The sequence below is a fragment of the Actinomadura sp. SCN-SB genome, from assembly GCF_043906805.1.
Lineage (GTDB): Bacteria > Actinomycetota > Actinomycetes > Streptosporangiales > Streptosporangiaceae > Spirillospora.
Map to the genome: position 1 here is coordinate 1 of NZ_JBIMPP010000044.1, position 16,183 is coordinate 16,183.

Annotated in this window: 12 protein-coding genes and 1 pseudogene; 5 read left to right on the forward strand and 8 right to left on the reverse strand. The window is 72.2% G+C overall.

Annotation, left to right across the window (positions count from 1 at the left end; all coding sequences use genetic code 11):
- Nucleotides 1-103 precede the first annotated feature (103 nt).
- Complete coding sequence (locus ACGWYJ_RS25240; protein ID WP_395108860.1) at nt 104-1,045, forward strand: LysR family transcriptional regulator; 942 nt, start codon at nt 104-106, stop codon at nt 1,043-1,045.
- Here the strand turns inward: ACGWYJ_RS25240 and ACGWYJ_RS25245 are convergent, their stop codons facing one another.
- The 4 genes from ACGWYJ_RS25245 to ACGWYJ_RS25260 all read right to left on the reverse strand — a co-directional run bounded on the left by ACGWYJ_RS25245 (nt 1,046) and on the right by ACGWYJ_RS25260 (nt 5,828).
- The gene (locus tag ACGWYJ_RS25245) at nt 1,046-1,798 is read right to left on the reverse strand and encodes a succinate dehydrogenase/fumarate reductase iron-sulfur subunit (RefSeq protein WP_395108806.1); all 753 of its coding nucleotides are present in this window, start codon (nt 1,796-1,798) and stop codon (nt 1,046-1,048) included.
- On the reverse strand, nt 1,798-3,759 hold the full coding sequence (locus tag ACGWYJ_RS25250; RefSeq protein ID WP_395108807.1) for a fumarate reductase/succinate dehydrogenase flavoprotein subunit: 1,962 nt from the start codon (nt 3,757-3,759) through the stop codon (nt 1,798-1,800). Before ACGWYJ_RS25250 ends, ACGWYJ_RS25245 begins: the two co-directional genes overlap by 1 nt.
- The gene (locus tag ACGWYJ_RS25255) at nt 3,747-4,436 is read right to left on the reverse strand and encodes a succinate dehydrogenase cytochrome b subunit (protein WP_395108808.1); all 690 of its coding nucleotides are present in this window, start codon (nt 4,434-4,436) and stop codon (nt 3,747-3,749) included. Before ACGWYJ_RS25255 ends, ACGWYJ_RS25250 begins: the two co-directional genes overlap by 13 nt.
- A 129-nt stretch (nt 4,437-4,565) precedes the next feature.
- Entirely contained in the window at nt 4,566-5,828 is a 1,263-nt protein-coding gene (locus tag ACGWYJ_RS25260; protein ID WP_395108809.1) for a PP2C family protein-serine/threonine phosphatase, read from the reverse strand.
- 494 nt (nt 5,829-6,322) lie between these two features.
- Between ACGWYJ_RS25260 and ACGWYJ_RS25265 the strand changes: the two are divergent.
- A pseudogene (locus ACGWYJ_RS25265) lies at nt 6,323-6,844 on the forward strand (ATP-binding cassette domain-containing protein); the annotation flags it as partial.
- Between the two features lie 509 nt (nt 6,845-7,353).
- On the opposite strand, the gene ACGWYJ_RS25270 reads toward ACGWYJ_RS25265, so the two are convergent.
- On the reverse strand, nt 7,354-9,441 hold the full coding sequence (locus tag ACGWYJ_RS25270) for a prolyl oligopeptidase family serine peptidase (RefSeq protein WP_395108810.1): 2,088 nt from the start codon (nt 9,439-9,441) through the stop codon (nt 7,354-7,356).
- Between the two features lie 179 nt (nt 9,442-9,620).
- On the opposite strand from ACGWYJ_RS25270, the gene ACGWYJ_RS25275 reads away from it, so the two are divergent.
- The 3 genes from ACGWYJ_RS25275 (at nt 9,621) to ACGWYJ_RS25285 (ending at nt 12,551) form a co-directional block, all read left to right on the forward strand.
- Complete coding sequence (locus tag ACGWYJ_RS25275) at nt 9,621-11,018, forward strand: serine/threonine-protein kinase (RefSeq protein ID WP_395108811.1); 1,398 nt, start codon at nt 9,621-9,623, stop codon at nt 11,016-11,018.
- Nucleotides 11,019-11,088: 70 nt separating this feature from the next.
- Complete coding sequence (gene mshB / locus ACGWYJ_RS25280; RefSeq protein WP_395108812.1) at nt 11,089-11,997, forward strand: N-acetyl-1-D-myo-inositol-2-amino-2-deoxy-alpha-D-glucopyranoside deacetylase; 909 nt, start codon at nt 11,089-11,091, stop codon at nt 11,995-11,997.
- A 23-nt stretch (nt 11,998-12,020) separates the two neighbouring features.
- Complete coding sequence (locus ACGWYJ_RS25285; RefSeq protein WP_395108861.1) at nt 12,021-12,551, forward strand: DUF6113 family protein; 531 nt, start codon at nt 12,021-12,023, stop codon at nt 12,549-12,551.
- Between the two features lie 23 nt (nt 12,552-12,574).
- Here the strand turns inward: ACGWYJ_RS25285 and ACGWYJ_RS25290 are convergent, their stop codons facing one another.
- The 3 genes from ACGWYJ_RS25290 to rocD form a co-directional block, all read right to left on the reverse strand.
- The gene (locus ACGWYJ_RS25290; RefSeq protein ID WP_395108813.1) at nt 12,575-14,236 is read right to left on the reverse strand and encodes an MFS transporter; all 1,662 of its coding nucleotides are present in this window, start codon (nt 14,234-14,236) and stop codon (nt 12,575-12,577) included.
- Nucleotides 14,233-14,808: a PadR family transcriptional regulator gene (locus tag ACGWYJ_RS25295; RefSeq protein ID WP_395108814.1), complete on the reverse strand. Its 576-nt coding sequence runs from the start codon at nt 14,806-14,808 to the stop codon at nt 14,233-14,235. The genes ACGWYJ_RS25290 and ACGWYJ_RS25295 overlap by 4 nt, the downstream gene beginning before the upstream one ends.
- Before the next feature lie 99 nt (nt 14,809-14,907).
- The gene (gene rocD / locus ACGWYJ_RS25300) at nt 14,908-16,074 is read right to left on the reverse strand and encodes an ornithine--oxo-acid transaminase (RefSeq protein ID WP_395108862.1); all 1,167 of its coding nucleotides are present in this window, start codon (nt 16,072-16,074) and stop codon (nt 14,908-14,910) included.
- Between the last annotated feature and the right edge of the window lie 109 nt (nt 16,075-16,183).

Sequence of the window (16,183 nt, forward strand, 5' to 3'; positions counted from 1 at the left end):
TTGGGGTTGGGGGCTGGGGTGGGTGCGGATGTTTCTGGTGGTGCTGTTCGGGGGTGGGGTGGGGCTGGGTTCGGGGATTCGCTGGGGTCGTACGCTGTGGCTCGTGCAGTTGCAGCAGCTCGCTTACTTCGTGGCGGTCGCGGAGGTCCGGCATTTCACGCAGGCCGCCGAGATCTTGCATGTGGCGCAGCCGTCGCTGTCCAAGCAGATCAGGGCGCTGGAGGCGGAGCTGGGGGCGTCGCTGTTCAGCCGGGCTCGGGGGAACATCACGCTGACCCCGGCGGGTGAGACGCTGCTGCCGCTGGCCAAGAGGATCCTGGCCGATGTCGAGACCGCGCGGCTGGAGGTGCAGGAGCTGGCCGGGTTGAGGCGCGGGCGGGTGCGGCTCGGGGCGACGCCCTCGTTGTGCGCGGGGTTGCTGGGGGACGTGCTGCGGCGTTTTCACGACGCCTACCCGGGGATCCGGCTGATCGTCGAGGAGGGCGGGTCGCGGGATCTGGTCCGGGATCTCACGAGGGGGCTGCTCGACCTGGCGTTGGTGATCTTGCCGTTGCACGGGGATCCGCCGCTGGAGACCACGCCGGTGCTGCGCGAGAACCTGGTGGTGGCCTCGCCGGTCGAGCCCGGCAAGGTGCCGCGGCGTTCCTTTCTGCGGATCGAGGACCTGCGGAACCGGCCGCTGGTGATGTTCCGGTCCGGGTACGACCTGCGTGAGGCGACCATCGGGGCGTGCCGGGCCGCCGGGTTCGAGCCGCGGTTCGCGGTGGAGGGCGGCGAGATGGACGCCGTGCTGCGGTTCGTCGAGGCCGGGCTGGGGATCGCGGTCGTGCCGAGCATGGTGCTGGCGGGCCGTCCCGGGCTGCGCGGCACGCCGCTGGTCCTGCCGGACGAGCCCGCCGGGCTGCAGCGGACGATCGCGCTCGCGCATCGTAAGGACGTGGACCCGACGCACGCCTCCCGCGCGTTCTGCGAGACGCTGGAGGCGTACGTGGCCGAGGCCGCGCGCGGCGGCAGCCTCCCGGCGGGCGTGGAGGCGGTGTCCTGACTACTTCTTCGCGCCTCCGGCCGTCGCCTTCAGGTAGTCGTGGTTGAGGCGGCCGATGACGTCCAGGGGGATGCCCTTGGGGCACGCCACGGTGCATTCGCCGGTGTTGGTGCAGCCGCCGAAGCCCTCCGCGTCGTGGGTGTCGAGCATGTCGACGACGCGGTCCCAGCGTTCCGGCTGGCCCTGGGGCAGCAGGCCCAGGTGGGTGATCTTCGCGCCGAGGAACAGGGCGGCCGAGCCGTTGGGGCAGGCCGCGACGCAGGCGCCGCAGCCGATGCACTCGGCCGCCTCGAACGCCTTGTCGGCGTCCGGCTTGGGGACGGGCGTGGAGTGCGCCTCGGGGGCGGTGCCGGTCGGGGCGGTGATGTAGCCGCCGGACTTGATGATCCGGTCGAACGCCGAGCGGTCCACGACCAGGTCCTTGACGACCGGGAACGCCTTGGCGCGCCAGGGCTCGATGTCGATGGTCTCGCCGTCGGAGAACTTGCGCATGTACAGCTGGCAGGTGGTGGTGTTGCGCTCGGGCCCGTGCGGGGTCCCGTTGATCACCAGGGAGCACATGCCGCAGATGCCTTCGCGGCAGTCGTGGTCGAACGCGATCGGCTCCTCGCCCTCGGCGATGAGCCTCTCGTTGAGGACGTCCAGCATCTCCAGGAACGACGCGTCGGGGGAGATGCCGTCGAGCTCGTAGTCGACCATCCCGCCCTTGTCGTCGGGGCCGCTCTGACGCCAGATCCGAAGTGTCAGGTGCATTACTTGTACGACCTCTGGCTTGGCTTGACGTATTCGAATTCGAGGGGCTCCTTGTGCAGGACGGGCCGCTCCCCGGCCCCGGCCCACTCCCAGGCGGCGACGTAGGAGAAGGCGTCGTCGTCGCGCTTGGCCTCGCCGTCCTCGTCCTGGCTCTCGGCGCGGAAGTGGCCGCCGCAGGATTCGGCGCGGTGCAGGGCGTCGATCACCATCAGCTCGGCCAGCTCCAGGAAGTCGGCGACCCGGCCGGCCTTCTCCAGCTGCTGGTTGAGCTCGTCGCCCTTGCCGGTGACCTTGACGCGCGTCCAGAACTCCTCGCGCAGCGCGGGGATCAGCGTCAGCGCCTTGCGCAGGCCCTCCTCGGTGCGTTCCATGCCGCAGTACTCCCACATGATGTGACCGAGCTCACGGTGGAAGGAGTCCACGGAACGGTCGCCGTCGATCGACAGGAGCCGGTCGATCTGGGCGCGGACGCGCCGCTCGGCGGCGGTGATCGCGGTGTCGCTGACCGGGCCGAGGTCGCCGTTGCGCGCGAGGTAGTCGCCGAGGCCGGTGGGCAGGACGAAGTAGCCGTCGGCCAGGCCCTGCATCAGCGCGGAGGCGCCGAGCCTGTTGGCGCCGTGGTCGGAGAAGTTGGCCTCCCCGATGACGAACAGGCCGGGGATGTTGGACTGTAGGTCGTAGTCCACCCACAGCCCGCCCATCGTGTAGTGGACGGCGGGGTAGATGCGCATCGGCGTCTCGTACGGGTTCTCGCCCGTGATGCGCTCGTACATCTCGAAGAGGTTGCCGTACTTGGCCTCGACGGCGGCCCGGCCCAGCCGCTTGATCGCGTCGGCGAAGTCCAGGTAGACGCCCAGGCCGCCGGGTCCGACGCCGCGTCCCTCGTCACAGACGTTCTTGGCGGCGCGGGAGGCGATGTCGCGGGGCACCAGGTTCCCGAAGGACGGGTAGATGCGCTCCAGGTAGTAGTCGCGCTCGTCCTCGGGGATGTCGGACGGCCTGCGCGTGTCGCCCGCCTTCTTGGGCACCCACACCCGGCCGTCGTTGCGCAGCGACTCCGACATCAGCGTGAGCTTGGACTGGTGGTCGCCGCTCACCGGGATGCAGGTCGGGTGGATCTGGGTGTAGCAGGGGTTGGCGAAGTACGCGCCGTGCCGGTGCGCGCGCCAGGACGCGGTGACGTTCGAGCCCATCGCGTTGGTGGACAGGAAGTACACGTTGCCGTAGCCGCCGGACGCCAGCACCACCGCGTCGGCGGTGTAGTGCTTGATCTCCCCGTTGACCAGGTTCCGGACGACGACGCCGCGGGCGCGCCCGTCCTGCATGATCAGGTCGAGCATCTCGTGCCGCGGGTACAGCTCCACGTTGCCCGCGTCCACCTGCCGCATCAGCGCCTGGTACGCGCCCAGCAGCAGTTGCTGGCCGGTCTGGCCGCGGGCGTAGAAGGTGCGGGACACCTGGGTGCCGCCGAACGACCGGTTGTCCAGCAGGCCGCCGTACTCCCGGGCGAACGGGACGCCCTGCGCCACGCACTGGTCGATGATCTGCGTGGAGATCTCGGCGAGCCGGTGCACGTTGGACTCGCGGGCGCGGAAGTCGCCGCCCTTGACCGTGTCGTAGAAGAGGCGGTGCACGCTGTCGCCGTCGTTGCGGTAGTTCTTGGCGGCGTTGATGCCGCCCTGCGCGGCGATGGAGTGCGCGCGGCGCGGGCTGTCCTGGAAGCAGAACTGGATGACGTGGTACCCGGCCTCGCCGAGCGTGGCGCCCGCCGAACCGCCCGCCAGCCCGGTGCCGATGATGATGACGGTCTTCTTGCGCCTGTTGGCGGGGTTGACCAGCTTGGCCTCGAACCTGCGGGTGGTCCAGCGGTCCTCGATGGGACCGGGCGGTGCCTTGGTGTCGGCGATCGGCTCGCCGACGGTGTAGAAGCCGTTCACATCGGTCATGGTCAGCTCACCCATCCGAACGTGATGGAGATCGGGACGGAGACGAAGCCGAGCGTCACCGCCCCGGCGACGGTCGCGGAGAGGCGTCGCAGCGCGCGCTCGGCGCGGGCGGTGCGCAGGCCCAGCGTCTGGAACGCGCTCCAGATGCCGTGGTGCAGGTGCAGGCCGACCAGCACGACCGCGAGGACGTACCAGACGGTGATGTACCAGCGGGACGGGTCGAAGTCGGCGACCATCCGCTCGTAGGGGGTGGCGCCGGAGTCCTTGGGGTTCACCACGAAGAAGGTGAGGTCCAGGAGGTGCCAGACGATGTAGACGGCGATGATGACGCCGCCGTACCGCATGGTGCGGGCGGCGTAGCCCTGCGCGTGGGACTTCTTCTTCGACCGGTACCTCACGGGCCGCGCCGCGGAGGCGCGGCGGGCGAGCGACACCGCGGACCACATGTGCAGGACGACCGCGACGACCAGCGTGATCTCGATCAGCGTCAGGATGGTGCGGTACGGCACCGCGGGCTCGCCGAGCGTCCGCAGCCAGTGCGCGTAGTGGTTGAAGCTCTCCGCACCGTAGAAGATCTTGAGGTTCCCGATCATGTGGAGGACCAGGAACGCCACCATGACGCCGCCGCTGACCGCCATGACCGCCTTCTTGCCGACGGTGGAGCGGTAGATCGCTGGTATCGCTAGAGCCACGCCCGCACGGTACGACCGGACCCGGTAAGAGATCCAAGTCATCGGAGCACTGGTTTCCATAGCCTCAGGCTATGGTGCCGGTGATTCCGGCATTTCCGGCGTCCGTCGTGTTTACCGAGGTGAGAGAGCTCACACCTCGGGATCGGCGGCGCTGTCGCGGGACAGCAGCAGCACGGCCAGGTCGTCGGTCAGCGCGTCGCCGTTCAGGTCCTCCACCTTGTGGACGAGCGCGTCGATCAGCCCGCGCCCCGACCGGCCACGGCGCCGGGCCCAGCGCGCCAGCTCCACCAGCCCCTCGGTGCCCAGCCGCTCGGGGCCGGGGCCGACCCGTCCCTCGATCAGCCCGTCGGTGTAGAGCATCAGGCTCCATGACTCGCCCAGCTCGACCTCCGTGGTCGGCCACTCCGCCCCCGGCACCAGGCCGAGCGCGGGGCCGTGCGCGTACTCGGGCAGCGCCACGACCTCGCTTTCCTCGCCGTCCTCGCGGAACAGCAGCGGCGCGGGATGGCCGGCCAGGTGCAGCCGCGCGGTACGCAGCGATGGCGCGATCGTCACCATGCACAGCGTGGTGAAGATCTCCTCGCTGCGCCGCTCGTGCCCCAGCACCGTGTCCAGGGTGCCGAGCAGTTGCTCCCCTGTGTGGCCCGCCAGCACCAGCGTCCGCCATGCCATGCGCAACTGGACGCCCAGCGCGGCCTCGTCGGGACCGTGCCCGCACACGTCACCGATCATCAGGTGCACGGCGCCGTTCGCGCTCTGCACCGTGTCGTAGAAGTCGCCGCCGAGCAGCGCCCGCCGCCGTCCCGGGCGGTACCGGGTGTGGTGCCGCAGGCCGGGGTCGTCGATCAGCGGGACGGGCAGCAGCCCGCGTTCGAGCCGCGCGTTCTCGCGTCCCAGGATCCGCGCCTCCACCAGGCGGCGCTCGGTCTCCTCGGCCCGCTTGCGCTCGATCGAGTACCGGATCGCGCGGGCCAGCAGCGGCCCGTCCACCTCCTGCTTGACCAGATAGTCGGCGGCTCCGGCCGCGACGGCGCGGACACCGAGATGGGCGTCGTGGTAGCCGGTCAGCACCACCACCGCGGCCCGATCGGCGATCGCCAGCGTCTCCCGCAGCTGCTCCAGCGGGTCGTGGTCGTCGGGCACCGACAGGTCGATGATGACGCACTGGGTGCGCCGGGTCAGGGTGCGCCTGGCCGCCTCCAGGTCGTCGGCCAGCACGAGCTGGAACTCCAGCCCGCTCTCCGCCAGCATCCGCTCGACCAGCAGGACGTCCTCCGGGTCGTCGTCGATGAGCAGCACCTCGATCGCGTCCTCCGTCCCCTGGGCGGCCTTGGGCGCGCGAGGGCCGCGGCTGGGCGACGGCTGGCTGTGCGAGTGGCTGATGGTGCTCACAAGGCTTCCGGAGTGTCGATGACGGCGGCACAGGCAACGGCGGGCATTCCCAGGGCCGCGAACGTCCGCGAAGGCCCTGAGACCGGACCGCGCCGGGGTGGCGGCGAGGTCGCAGCCGCCGCTGGTCCCGGCTCATGGAGCGGAGGAACATCGCTCCGGTGCTTGCTCGACTCTACAGTATGGAGGCCGTCCGCCCCGACCCATGATCGCCGGGATTTCGCGACGGCCCACTCGCCGCACGACCGGAAAATCAGTCGAGTCCGGTGCGTCCGGCTGCCTCATCTTCGGGCGTGAAGCCGCTGCCGGTGGAAGATCCTGGCGCGCCCGACCACGGGTCGCCGGCGCGCTACCTACTGTGGCTCGCGCGCCCAGGCGGTGTCCCTGGCGGCGGGCGCCGCGTGGGCATCTCCGATGTCTCCCATATCGGGGACGCCATGGACATCGTGTCGCGCGGCACGGGCGCCGTCGTCGCCATCGTGACGGTGGCCGGGATCATGCTGGCCGAGTCCCCGCCGCTGGGCCTGGTCGTCCTGATCGGGGTGCCGTTGATCCTGGCGGCCGCGGCGCCGCTGCTGCGCCCGTACCGCGAACGCGAGGAGCGGCATCGCGAGCTGGTCGGCGAGCTGACCGCGCACGCCCGCTTCACCGCGATCGCCGCGGCCGAGCCCCGCGACGCGCAGGCGATCGCCGACCGCCTGGCCCGCTACGCCGAAGGGGACGTGACGTACGGCGGGACGCCGCTCGCCGCTCTCGCCGACGTCCGCGAGCGGATCCTGCTCGCCGTCAACGAGGACCGCCTGTTCTCCGGGCGCCTCGCCGAGAGCCTCACCACCCCCGGGACGGCCGGCGGCGCGCTGGAACGGGCGATCGAGGCGGCGAACGCCAAGGACATCGTCGCCGCGACCGGCATGGACGCCCCCGTGGCCGAGGCGGGACGCGAGTTCTCCGGCGGCCAGCAGCAGCGCCTCCGCCTGGTCCGCGCGCTGGCCGCCGATCCCGAGGTGCTGATCCTGGTCGAGCCCACCAGCGCGGTCGACGCGCACACCGAGGCGCGGATCGCGGACCGGCTCGGCGCCCACCGCGCGGGCCGCACCACCGTGGTGTGCACGACCAGCCCGCTGATGCTCGACCGCGCCGACCATGTGGCCTACGTCGAGGACGGGACGGTCGTGGCCGAGGGCACCCACCAGGACCTCCTGGCCCTCGACCCGCGCTACGCCGCCACCGTGACCCGCGGCGAGGCCAACGGCGGGCCCGGCGACGCGGTCGGCGTCGTGGGCGGTGTGCAGGCGGTGCGCGATGGCGACGACCGTCCGCCCGTCGAGGACGGCGGCGAGCGAGCGTTCGAGCCTGCGCGCGGCGCGCGGGTCGAGGAGCGAGGTCGCCTCGTCCAGGATCAGGGTGTGCGGGTCGGCCCGTGGTGGAGGACGGCCGCATCACCGAACTCGGCACCCACGACGAGCTGATCGCCCAGAGCGGCTCCTACGCCGCCCTCTGGTCCTCCTGGCAGCGTTGACCCGCGAGCTCAGCCGAGGTGGGTCTTGAGGAAGTCCACCTGGAGCATCAGCAGGTTCTCGGCGACGACCTCCTGCGAGGCCATGTGCGTCACGCCCGACAGGGGCAGCACGGTGTGGGGCCGTCCCGCCGCCAGCAGGGCCGAGGAGAGCCGCAGGGTGTGCGCGGCCACCACGTTGTCGTCGGCGAGGCCGTGGATCAGCATCAGCGGGCGGCTCAGCTTGCCCGCCAGCTCGATGAGGGAGTTGGCGGCGTAGTTCTCCGGCTCCTCCTCGGGGTGGCCCAGGTAGCGCTCGGTGTAGTGGGTGTCGTACAGCCGCCAGTCGGTCACCGGCGCGCCGGACACCGCCGCGTGGAACACGTCCGGGCGGGCCAGCACCGCCAGCGCCGCCAGCCAGCCGCCGAACGACCAGCCGCGGATCCCGACCCGTTCGAGGTCGAGCGCGTCCGGGCGCCGGCGGGCCGCCTCCTCCAGCGCGGTGACCTGGTCCTCCAGGACCGGCTGCGTGAAGTCGCCCCGGACGGCCCGCTCCCAGGCGGGGCCGCGGGAGGGCGTGCCCCGGCCGTCCGCGATGACCACGGCGAAGCCCTGGTCGGCGAACCACTGCGCCTCGCTGTACGCGCGGCGCACCGCCAGGACGCGCTGGGCGTGCGGACCGCCGTACGGGTCCATCAGCACCGGCAGCCGCCCGTGGCCGGGCTCCCAGCCCGTGGGCAGCAGCAGGGCCGTGCGGATCTCCCGTTCCCCGGCGCGCAGCAGCTCCACCTTGGGCGTGATCTCCGGGGTCTGCGCCAGGGACGCGATCTCCCGCACGCCGGAGGGCGTCCTGACCTCGACCTTCACCCCGGCGCTGTCGAACGGCGAGCCGGTCACCACGGTGATCTCACCGGCCCGGGCGCCGCCGAACATGCCCGGGCCCTCGGTCAGCCGGGTCACCCGCCCGTCCTCGTAGGACCACAGGTGCAGCTCGGTGGGCTCCTCGGTGCCGGTGAACAGGATCCTGGCGTCCTCCACGCCCAGCACCGAGCGCACTTGCAGGCCGGGCGGCGTGACCGGGGCGCCGTCGATGGTGATCCGCCGGGTGTCGGCCTCCGCGTCGTCCACGACCCAGACCAGGCCGCCGTCGCCGGTGCGCGCCGGGACGCCGGGGACGATCTCCGTCCACACCGGGTCGTGCGCGGTGTGCAGCAGCGTCGTCTCGCCGTTGGACGGGTCCACCCGCAGTACCCGCTGGGCACGCTGGTCGCGCGACTGGACGACGACCAGCAGCCCGTGCCGGTCCCAGACGACGGCGACGACGTAGGGGAACTCGCCCCGGTCCCAGGCGACCCCGACCCGCCCGCCGCCGTCCGCCTTCGCCACGGCGAGCGACACGATCGCGTTCGGCGTGCCGGCCGCCGGGTAGGCCACCTCGTTCGCGCCGCGGTCGGGGTTGGCGGGATCGGCGATGGTCCAGCGGATCACCGGGGTCTCGTCCACCCGGGCCACCACCAGCGAGGTGCCGTCCGGCGACCACCAGTGGCCGCGCATCCGGCCCATCTCCTCGGCGGCGACGAACTCGGCGAGCCCGTAGGACACCTGGTCGCTCTCCGGCTGCACCAGCGTGATGCCCGGGTCGTCGGCGCTGTCGGCGTCCACGACATGGACGGTGCGGCCGGAGACGTAGGACACCTTGCGTCCGGCGGGGTCGAGCCTGGGGTCGAACACCGGCGTCCGCGCGGGCAGCGCGCGAACCGTCCCCGCGCGCAGATCGGCCAGGAAGAGCTGCCCGGCGAGGGTGAACACCGCCTTGCTCACGTCCCGGTCCACGGCGTACCCGACGATGCCGCCCGCCGACTCCCGCGCGCGCTCGCGCCGGGCGCGTTCCTCCGGAGGCAGATTCTCCTCACCGGGAACGTTCAGGGCGGCCGGGTCCGCTATCAGGCGTTCCTCGCCGGTCGCGGTGTCGAGCGTCCACAGGCAGGTGACCGGGTCGTCGCCGGCCTTGGTCCGCAGGAAGGCCACGTAGGACCCGTCCGCGGCGATCTGGAAGGCGCGCGGGACGCCGAGGGTGAACCGCCGGGTGCGGGCGCTCTGCCGTGGATAGCCGATGCTCATGAGGTACGAGTCTGCCAGTACGCCACCCCGGTCCGTGCGACGGGCTGTAGGGTGCCCGATCGAGAAGCGACCGGAGATCGCGGCGGCCTCGCGTAAGCTCGGTACCTCCCCATCATGGTTCGGCATCGACCATGGGTTCACCGAGTCGGCACGGTCGGCGGCACGAAGGAGAGTTGTCCATGCCGGAGCTCCAGCCGGGAGACCCCCGGCGGCTGGGTTCGTACGAACTGCTCGAACGGCTTGGCGAGGGCGGGCAGGGCGTGGTCTACCTGGGTGTGGACGCCTCCGGCAACCAGGCCGCGATCAAGCTGCTGCGGGCCGACCTGGCCATGGACGCCGACGCCCGCAACCGCTTCGTCCGCGAGGCGCAGGCGGCCAAGCAGGTCGCCAGGTTCTGCACCGCGCAGGTGCTGGAGGCCGACGTCGCGGGCGACCAGCCGTACATCGCCAGCGAGTACGTGCCGGGCCCCTCGCTGCACAGGTTCGTCACCGAGCAGGGTCCGATCTCCGGGGCGGCGCTGGAGCGGCTGGGCATCGGCACCCTGACCGCGCTGACGGCCATCCACCAGGCCGGCATCGTGCACCGCGACTTCAAGCCGCACAACGTGATCATGGCCCAGGACGGGCCGCGCGTGATCGACTTCGGCATCGCGCGGGCGCTGGACGCGGGCCAGACCGCCGCCACCAAGGCGATCGGCACCCCCTCGTACATGGCGCCCGAGCAGGTCGCCGGGGCCACCCTCACCGAGGCCGTGGACGTGTGGGCGTGGGCGACCACGATGGTGTTCGCCGCGACCGGGCGGCCGCCGTTCGGCGACGACACCGTGGTCGCGGTGATCAACCGGGTGATGCACGAGCCGCCGATGCTGGAGGGCCTGCCGCCCGACCTGCACAGGCTGATCGCGTCCTGCCTGGTCAAGGAGCCCGAGCGGCGGCCCACCGCGCAGCGGCTGATGATGACGCTGATCGGCGCGGGCCCGGCCGCCCAGACCCGGATGGACGACCCGGCCCAGGCCACCACGGTGCTGGCGGAGGGCGCGAACCGCGCCGCCGGCGCGCCGAACGCCACCCTTCCCGTCGGCGACCGCACCCGCGCGATGCTGCCGCCGGTCGGGGCGCCGGCGCCGGCCGGGTACGGGCCGAGACGCGGCCCCTACCCGCCGCCGCAGCGCGGCCCCTACCGGGGTGACTGGGAGCCCGAGCAGAAGTCGCGCTGGCCGGTCGTGGCGGGGATCGGCGCGATCCTCGCCCTGGCCCTGGTGGTCGGCCTGCTGCTGGCCAACAGCGGTGACGACGACCCGTCCGCCGATCCCTCGCCGACCGTGTCGGCGTCGGTCTCCGACTCGCCGTCCGACGAGGAGACCACCGAGGAGGAGCCCACGACGGAGCCCACCCGCACCCGCACCAGGACCCGTCCGCCGGACACGCCGACCACGCAGCCGACGATCGAGGAGCCGACCACGCCGCCCACGACCCCGACCACGCCCCCGGAGACCACGCCCACCGGCGGCGGCGACGGCGGCGGTGGAGGCGGCAACCCCGGCCCCGGTGGCCCCGGCGACCCTGGGGACAACTGAGCCCGGCCGGGCGTGGAGCGCCCGGCCCGGTTTTCCTTGCGCGCCCTTGTCCTGAGTAGGCTCGTGTCCTATGAAGGAGCCGCGGATCCTGTTCGTCCACGCCCATCCGGACGACGAGTCCATCGGAACCGGGGCCACGATGGCCAAGTACGCGGCCGAGGGCGCCCATGTCTGCCTCGTCACCTGCACGCTGGGCGAGGAGGGCGAGGTCATCCCCGAGGAGCTGCGCCACCTGGCCTCCGACAAGGAGGACCGGCTGGGCGAGTACCGCATCGGCGAGCTGGCCGAGGCGTGCGCCGCGCTGGGCGTCACCGACCACCGCTACCTGGGCGGCCCCGGCCGGTGGCGGGACTCGGGGATGATGGGCGCCCCCAGCAACGACGACCCCCGCTGCTTCTGGCGGGCCGACGTGGACGAGGCCGCCGCCGAACTGGTCAAGGTCATCCGGGAGGTGCGCCCGCAGGTCATCGTCACCTACGACGAGCGCGGCAACTACGGCCATCCCGACCACATCCAGGCCCACCGGGTCACCTGGCGGGCGTTCGAGCTGGCCGCCGACCCGTCCCACGAGGATGGCGGCGAGCCGTGGCGGGCCGCCAAGTTCTACGCCTACGCCACGCCGCGCACCGTCCTGGCACGGGCCATCGCGGTGATGCGGGAGGCGCGGCTGCCGTTCGGGCGGGTGGCGAGCCTGGACGAGCTCGGCTCCGGAGTCCCGGACGGGAAGGTCACCACCGTGGTGGACGCCCGCAACCACCTCCCCGCCAAGATCGCCGCGCTGCGCGCCCACGCCACCCAGATCACGGTGGCGCCCGACGAGGTGGGCCCGTTCTTCGCGCTGTCCAACAACCTGGGCCAGCAGGCGTTCGGCACCGAGTACTACATCCTGCTCGCCGGTGAGCGAGGCCCGGCCCCCGCGGGCGGACGGGAGACCGACCTGTTCGCCGAGCCGCCCGGCGCGTCCGGGCCGACGGACTGATCGCTACGCTGGCGGGCGTGAACATGGACCAGCCCGTGCCCGCTCACGCGTCGGGCGACCCCGAGGACGGCGCCGCCGCCGGGCAGGCGCTCTCCGCGCCGTCCGGTGCCTCGGCGGCGTTCCCGTACGCGGGGGACGTCGGTGGGACCGACCCTGCCAGGGACGCGTTCGTCACGGGCGCGGCCTACATGGCGCTGGGGCTGCTGGGCGGGATCCTCGGGCTGATCGGGTCGTTCGCGCAGGGCTGGTGGGCCGGTTCGGTGCCGGCCGGGGCGATCGTGCTGATCGCGGTGAACTTCGTGGTGCCGCGGCTGGCGGGCTGGGCCATGGGCACCCGCCTGGCCGCCGCGCTGCCGGTCTTCATCTGGGCGGACGTGGCGTTCATCCTTTCGGTGGAGCGAGGCGAGGGCGACCTGATCGTCCCCGGGACGGCGACCGGCTACCTGTTCATCATCGGTGGCCTGGTGTCCGGTGTGGCCGCGGTGGCGCTGGTGCCCTCCACCCGCGCACCGGGGAGCTGGCTCACCCGCGGCGCCTCCGTCCCCCGGAAGTAGTCCCGGGGGACGGAGGCGGGCGGTCATCGGCGGATCGGCTTGTCGTCCTCGTCGACCGGTGCGTCCTTGACGGCGCCGTGCCCGTCGTGCCCGTCGTGCCCGTCGGCCGGGACGGACGGCCGGACGCGGTAGCGGCGCACTCCCACGCAAGCCGCGGCGCCCAGCAGGCTGACCGCGACCGGCACCACCATCGTCGGCTTGAGCGCGTCGACGAACCCGTGCGCGAACACCTGCCCCGCGAGTTCCTGGGCGCGGTGCGCGACGTCGGCGGGCACGCCCGGGGGCAGCCGCGGGCCCTCGGCCTGGCCCGCGTGGACCTCCAGGCCGCCCTTGGCCGCGCCCGCGAAGCCGTCCACGAACCCGGAGCGCAGGTCCGGCGGCAGCGCGGAGGCCCGTGTCACGGCCTCGTCGTGCAGCGCGACCGCGAGCCGGTTCTGCAGGACGGCGCCGACGACCGCGCTGCCGAGGACCGAGCCGACCTGGCGGACGGTGTTGTTCACTCCGGACGCCGCGCCGGCCAGCCGGGGCGGGACGTACCGCATCGCCTCGGTGGCCATCGGCGCGAACACCCCGCCGATCCCGACCCCCATCAGCACGACCGGCCCCATGAAGGCGGTCCAGGACGAGTCCACCTTGGCGCTGAGGGCCAGCCAGAGCATGCCGAGCGCGTACAGCACCAGCCCGAACATCAGGATGAACCGGCCGCCGATCCGGTCGGAGAGGCGTCCGGCCATCGGGGCCAGCACCATCGACACCACCGAGGACGGCGCCAGGATCAGCCCGGCCTCCAGCGCGCTGTGTCCCAGCACCGACTGCAGGTAGATGGTGAGCGGCAGGAACAGCCCGACCATGCCGATCGAGACGGCGGCGCCGACCAGGCTGAGGATCGCGAAGTTACGGTCGCGGAACAGCGCGAACGGGACCAGCGGCTCGGCCGACTGGCGGGACCGCTGGTGCAGCAGGAAGGCCGCCAGCAGCACGGCGGCGGCGCCGAACAGGACCTTGATCCCGGTGCCCCAGTCGTGCTTCTGGCCCTCGGTGAGCGCGAAGGTCAGGCAGAACAGCGAGGCGGAGGCCAGCAGCACACCGGTGACGTCGAAACGGTGTCGGACGGTACGGGTGTGCGCGGGCAGCACCGCCACGGCCATGACCAGCACCAGCACGCCGATCGGCAGGTTGACGATGAAGATCCACCGCCAGTCCAGGCTGGTCACCAGCAGCCCGCCCAGGGTGGGCCCGGCGATCGTGGACAGCCCGGCGACCGCGCCCCAGATCCCGAGGGCCGCCCCGCGCCGGTCGGCGGGGAAGGTGTCGATGATGATCGACATGGTCTGCGGCATCAGCAGCGCCGCGCCCAGCCCCTGCATCGCCCTGGCGGCGATCAGCTGCGTCGGGTCCTGGGCGATCCCGCAGGCCAGGCTGGCCAGGGTGAACAGCGCCACGCCCGCGATGAACAGGTTGCGCCGGCCCGCCAGGTCGCCCAGCCTGCCGCCGGTGATCAGCAGCACGGCCAGCACCAGCACGTAGGCGTTCACGACCCACAGCGCCTGGTCGAGCGAGGCGCCGAGGCCCTCCATGATGCCCGGTATCGCGATGTTCACGATGGTGAGGTCGAGCAGGGTCATGAAGAACCCGAGGGAGAGCGTGAGCAGAATCGCCCACGGATTGCCACGCCATCGCGTCATGAAGCTTCCTTGTCGTTGAAGGTGAGGCGTCCCGACTCCAGGTCCTCCACCAGCTCCCGCACCAGGTCGAGCTCGGCCCTCTTCCGCGTGATGAACAGCTCATGGTCGATCAGCTTGTAGCGTTCGAGGCCGCGCTTGCGCAGTGCCTCGTACACCGCCTCTTCCGCGGCGAGGGACGCCTCCAGCGTCATCTCGCGGCGCCGCAGCTGGCGGGCCGCCTCGTCCTCGGGCAGCAGGTCGATGAACGCCAGCGCGGTTCCGAGCAGGGGGAACTCCTCGGCGGGTTCGGCCAGCAGCTCGGCCATGCGCTGCTGGGCGACCTCGCGCCCCTGGTCGGTGATGGCGTACACGGTGCGCTCGGGCCGCTTGCCGGAGCGGGCGGTCTCCACCGGCTCGATCAGGCAGCCCTGGGCCAGCCGTTCCACCGAGTGGTACAGCGAGCCATGCGTGATCTTCACGGACCGGTCGTAGGCGTGCTGCCGGATCCGCTGCTGCATCTCGTACGGGTGCATGGGGCCGTCGCTCAGCATGCGGAGCACGGTGAGGGCGACGGGGGTCAGTGGTCGGGACATAGTGCATCCAATCGGATTAGTCCACTTAGACTAATCCGATTGGACCGCAGAGGCCAACCCCGGGCCCGAACCTCGGACCCGGGGCGCGGATCGGCCCGCTCAGCCCTTGAGCGCGATCTCCAGGCGGTCCAGGGCCCAGTCCAGATCGGCCTTGTCGATCACCAGCGGCGGGGCCAGCCGGATCGTGGTGTCCTGGGTCTCCTTGGCCAGGACGCCCAGCTCCATCAGCCGTTCGCTCACCGGCCGCGCCTTCTGGTGCAGCTCGACCCCGGCCCACAGCCCGCGCCCGCGCACCTGCCTGACCAGGTCGGACGGCAGGTCGCCGAGCCGCCGGTGCAGGTGCTCGCCCAGCGTGCGGGAGCGCTCCTGGAACTCACCGGTGCGCAGCATCGCCACGACCTCGCGTCCGATCGCGCAGGCCAGCGGGTTGCCACCGAACGTGGAGCCGTGCTGGCCCGGCTTGAACACCCCGAGGATCTCACGGTCGGCGACCACCGCCGACACCGGCATGATGCCGCCGCCCAGCGCCTTGCCGAGGATGTACACGTCGGGGACGACGCCCTCGTGCTCCACCGCGAAGGTGGTGCCGGTACGTCCCAGGCCCGACTGGATCTCGTCGGCCAGCATCAGCACGCCGCGTTCCGCGCACAGCTCCCGCACCGCGGTCAGGAACCCGCTGGGCGGCACGTTCACCCCGGCCTCGCCCTGGATCGGCTCGATCAGCACCCCGACCGTGTCGTCGTCCATCGCGTCCCGCAGGGCCTGGACGTCGCCGTACGGGACGGTGCGGAACCCGGGCGTGTACGGGCCGTAGGAGTCCTTGGCGTCCGGGTCGGTGGAGAAGCTGACGATCGTGGTGGTGCGGCCGTGGAAGTTGCCCTCGAAGGTGATGATGTTCGCGCGCCCGGCCGGGACGCCCTTCACCTCGTAGCCCCACTTGCGGGCGGTCTTGAGCGCCGTCTCGACGGCCTCGGCGCCGCTGTTCATCGGCAGCACCATGTCCTTGCCGCACAGCGCCGCCAGCTCGGCGGTGAACGGCCCGAACTGGTCGTGGTCGAAGGCCCGGCTGACGAGCGTGACCCGGTCGAGCTGGCGGCGCGCCGCCTCCAGCAGCCGCGGGTTGTGGTGGCCGAAGTTGACCGCGGAATAGGCGGCCAGCATGTCCAGGTAGCGCCTGCCCTCGACATCGGTCACCCAGGCGCCCTCGGCCTCGGCGATCACGATCGGGAGCGGGTGGTAGTTGTGCGCGCTGTGCCGCTCGGACATGGCCCTCAGCCGGTCGGTCGGGCTCACGGTGCTCCTCCCCCTTGATCATGAACTGGGCGGTCGCCGGGCCGGAGCGGTCCCGGGTTCCGTAAAACAGCGTATGTTCGGA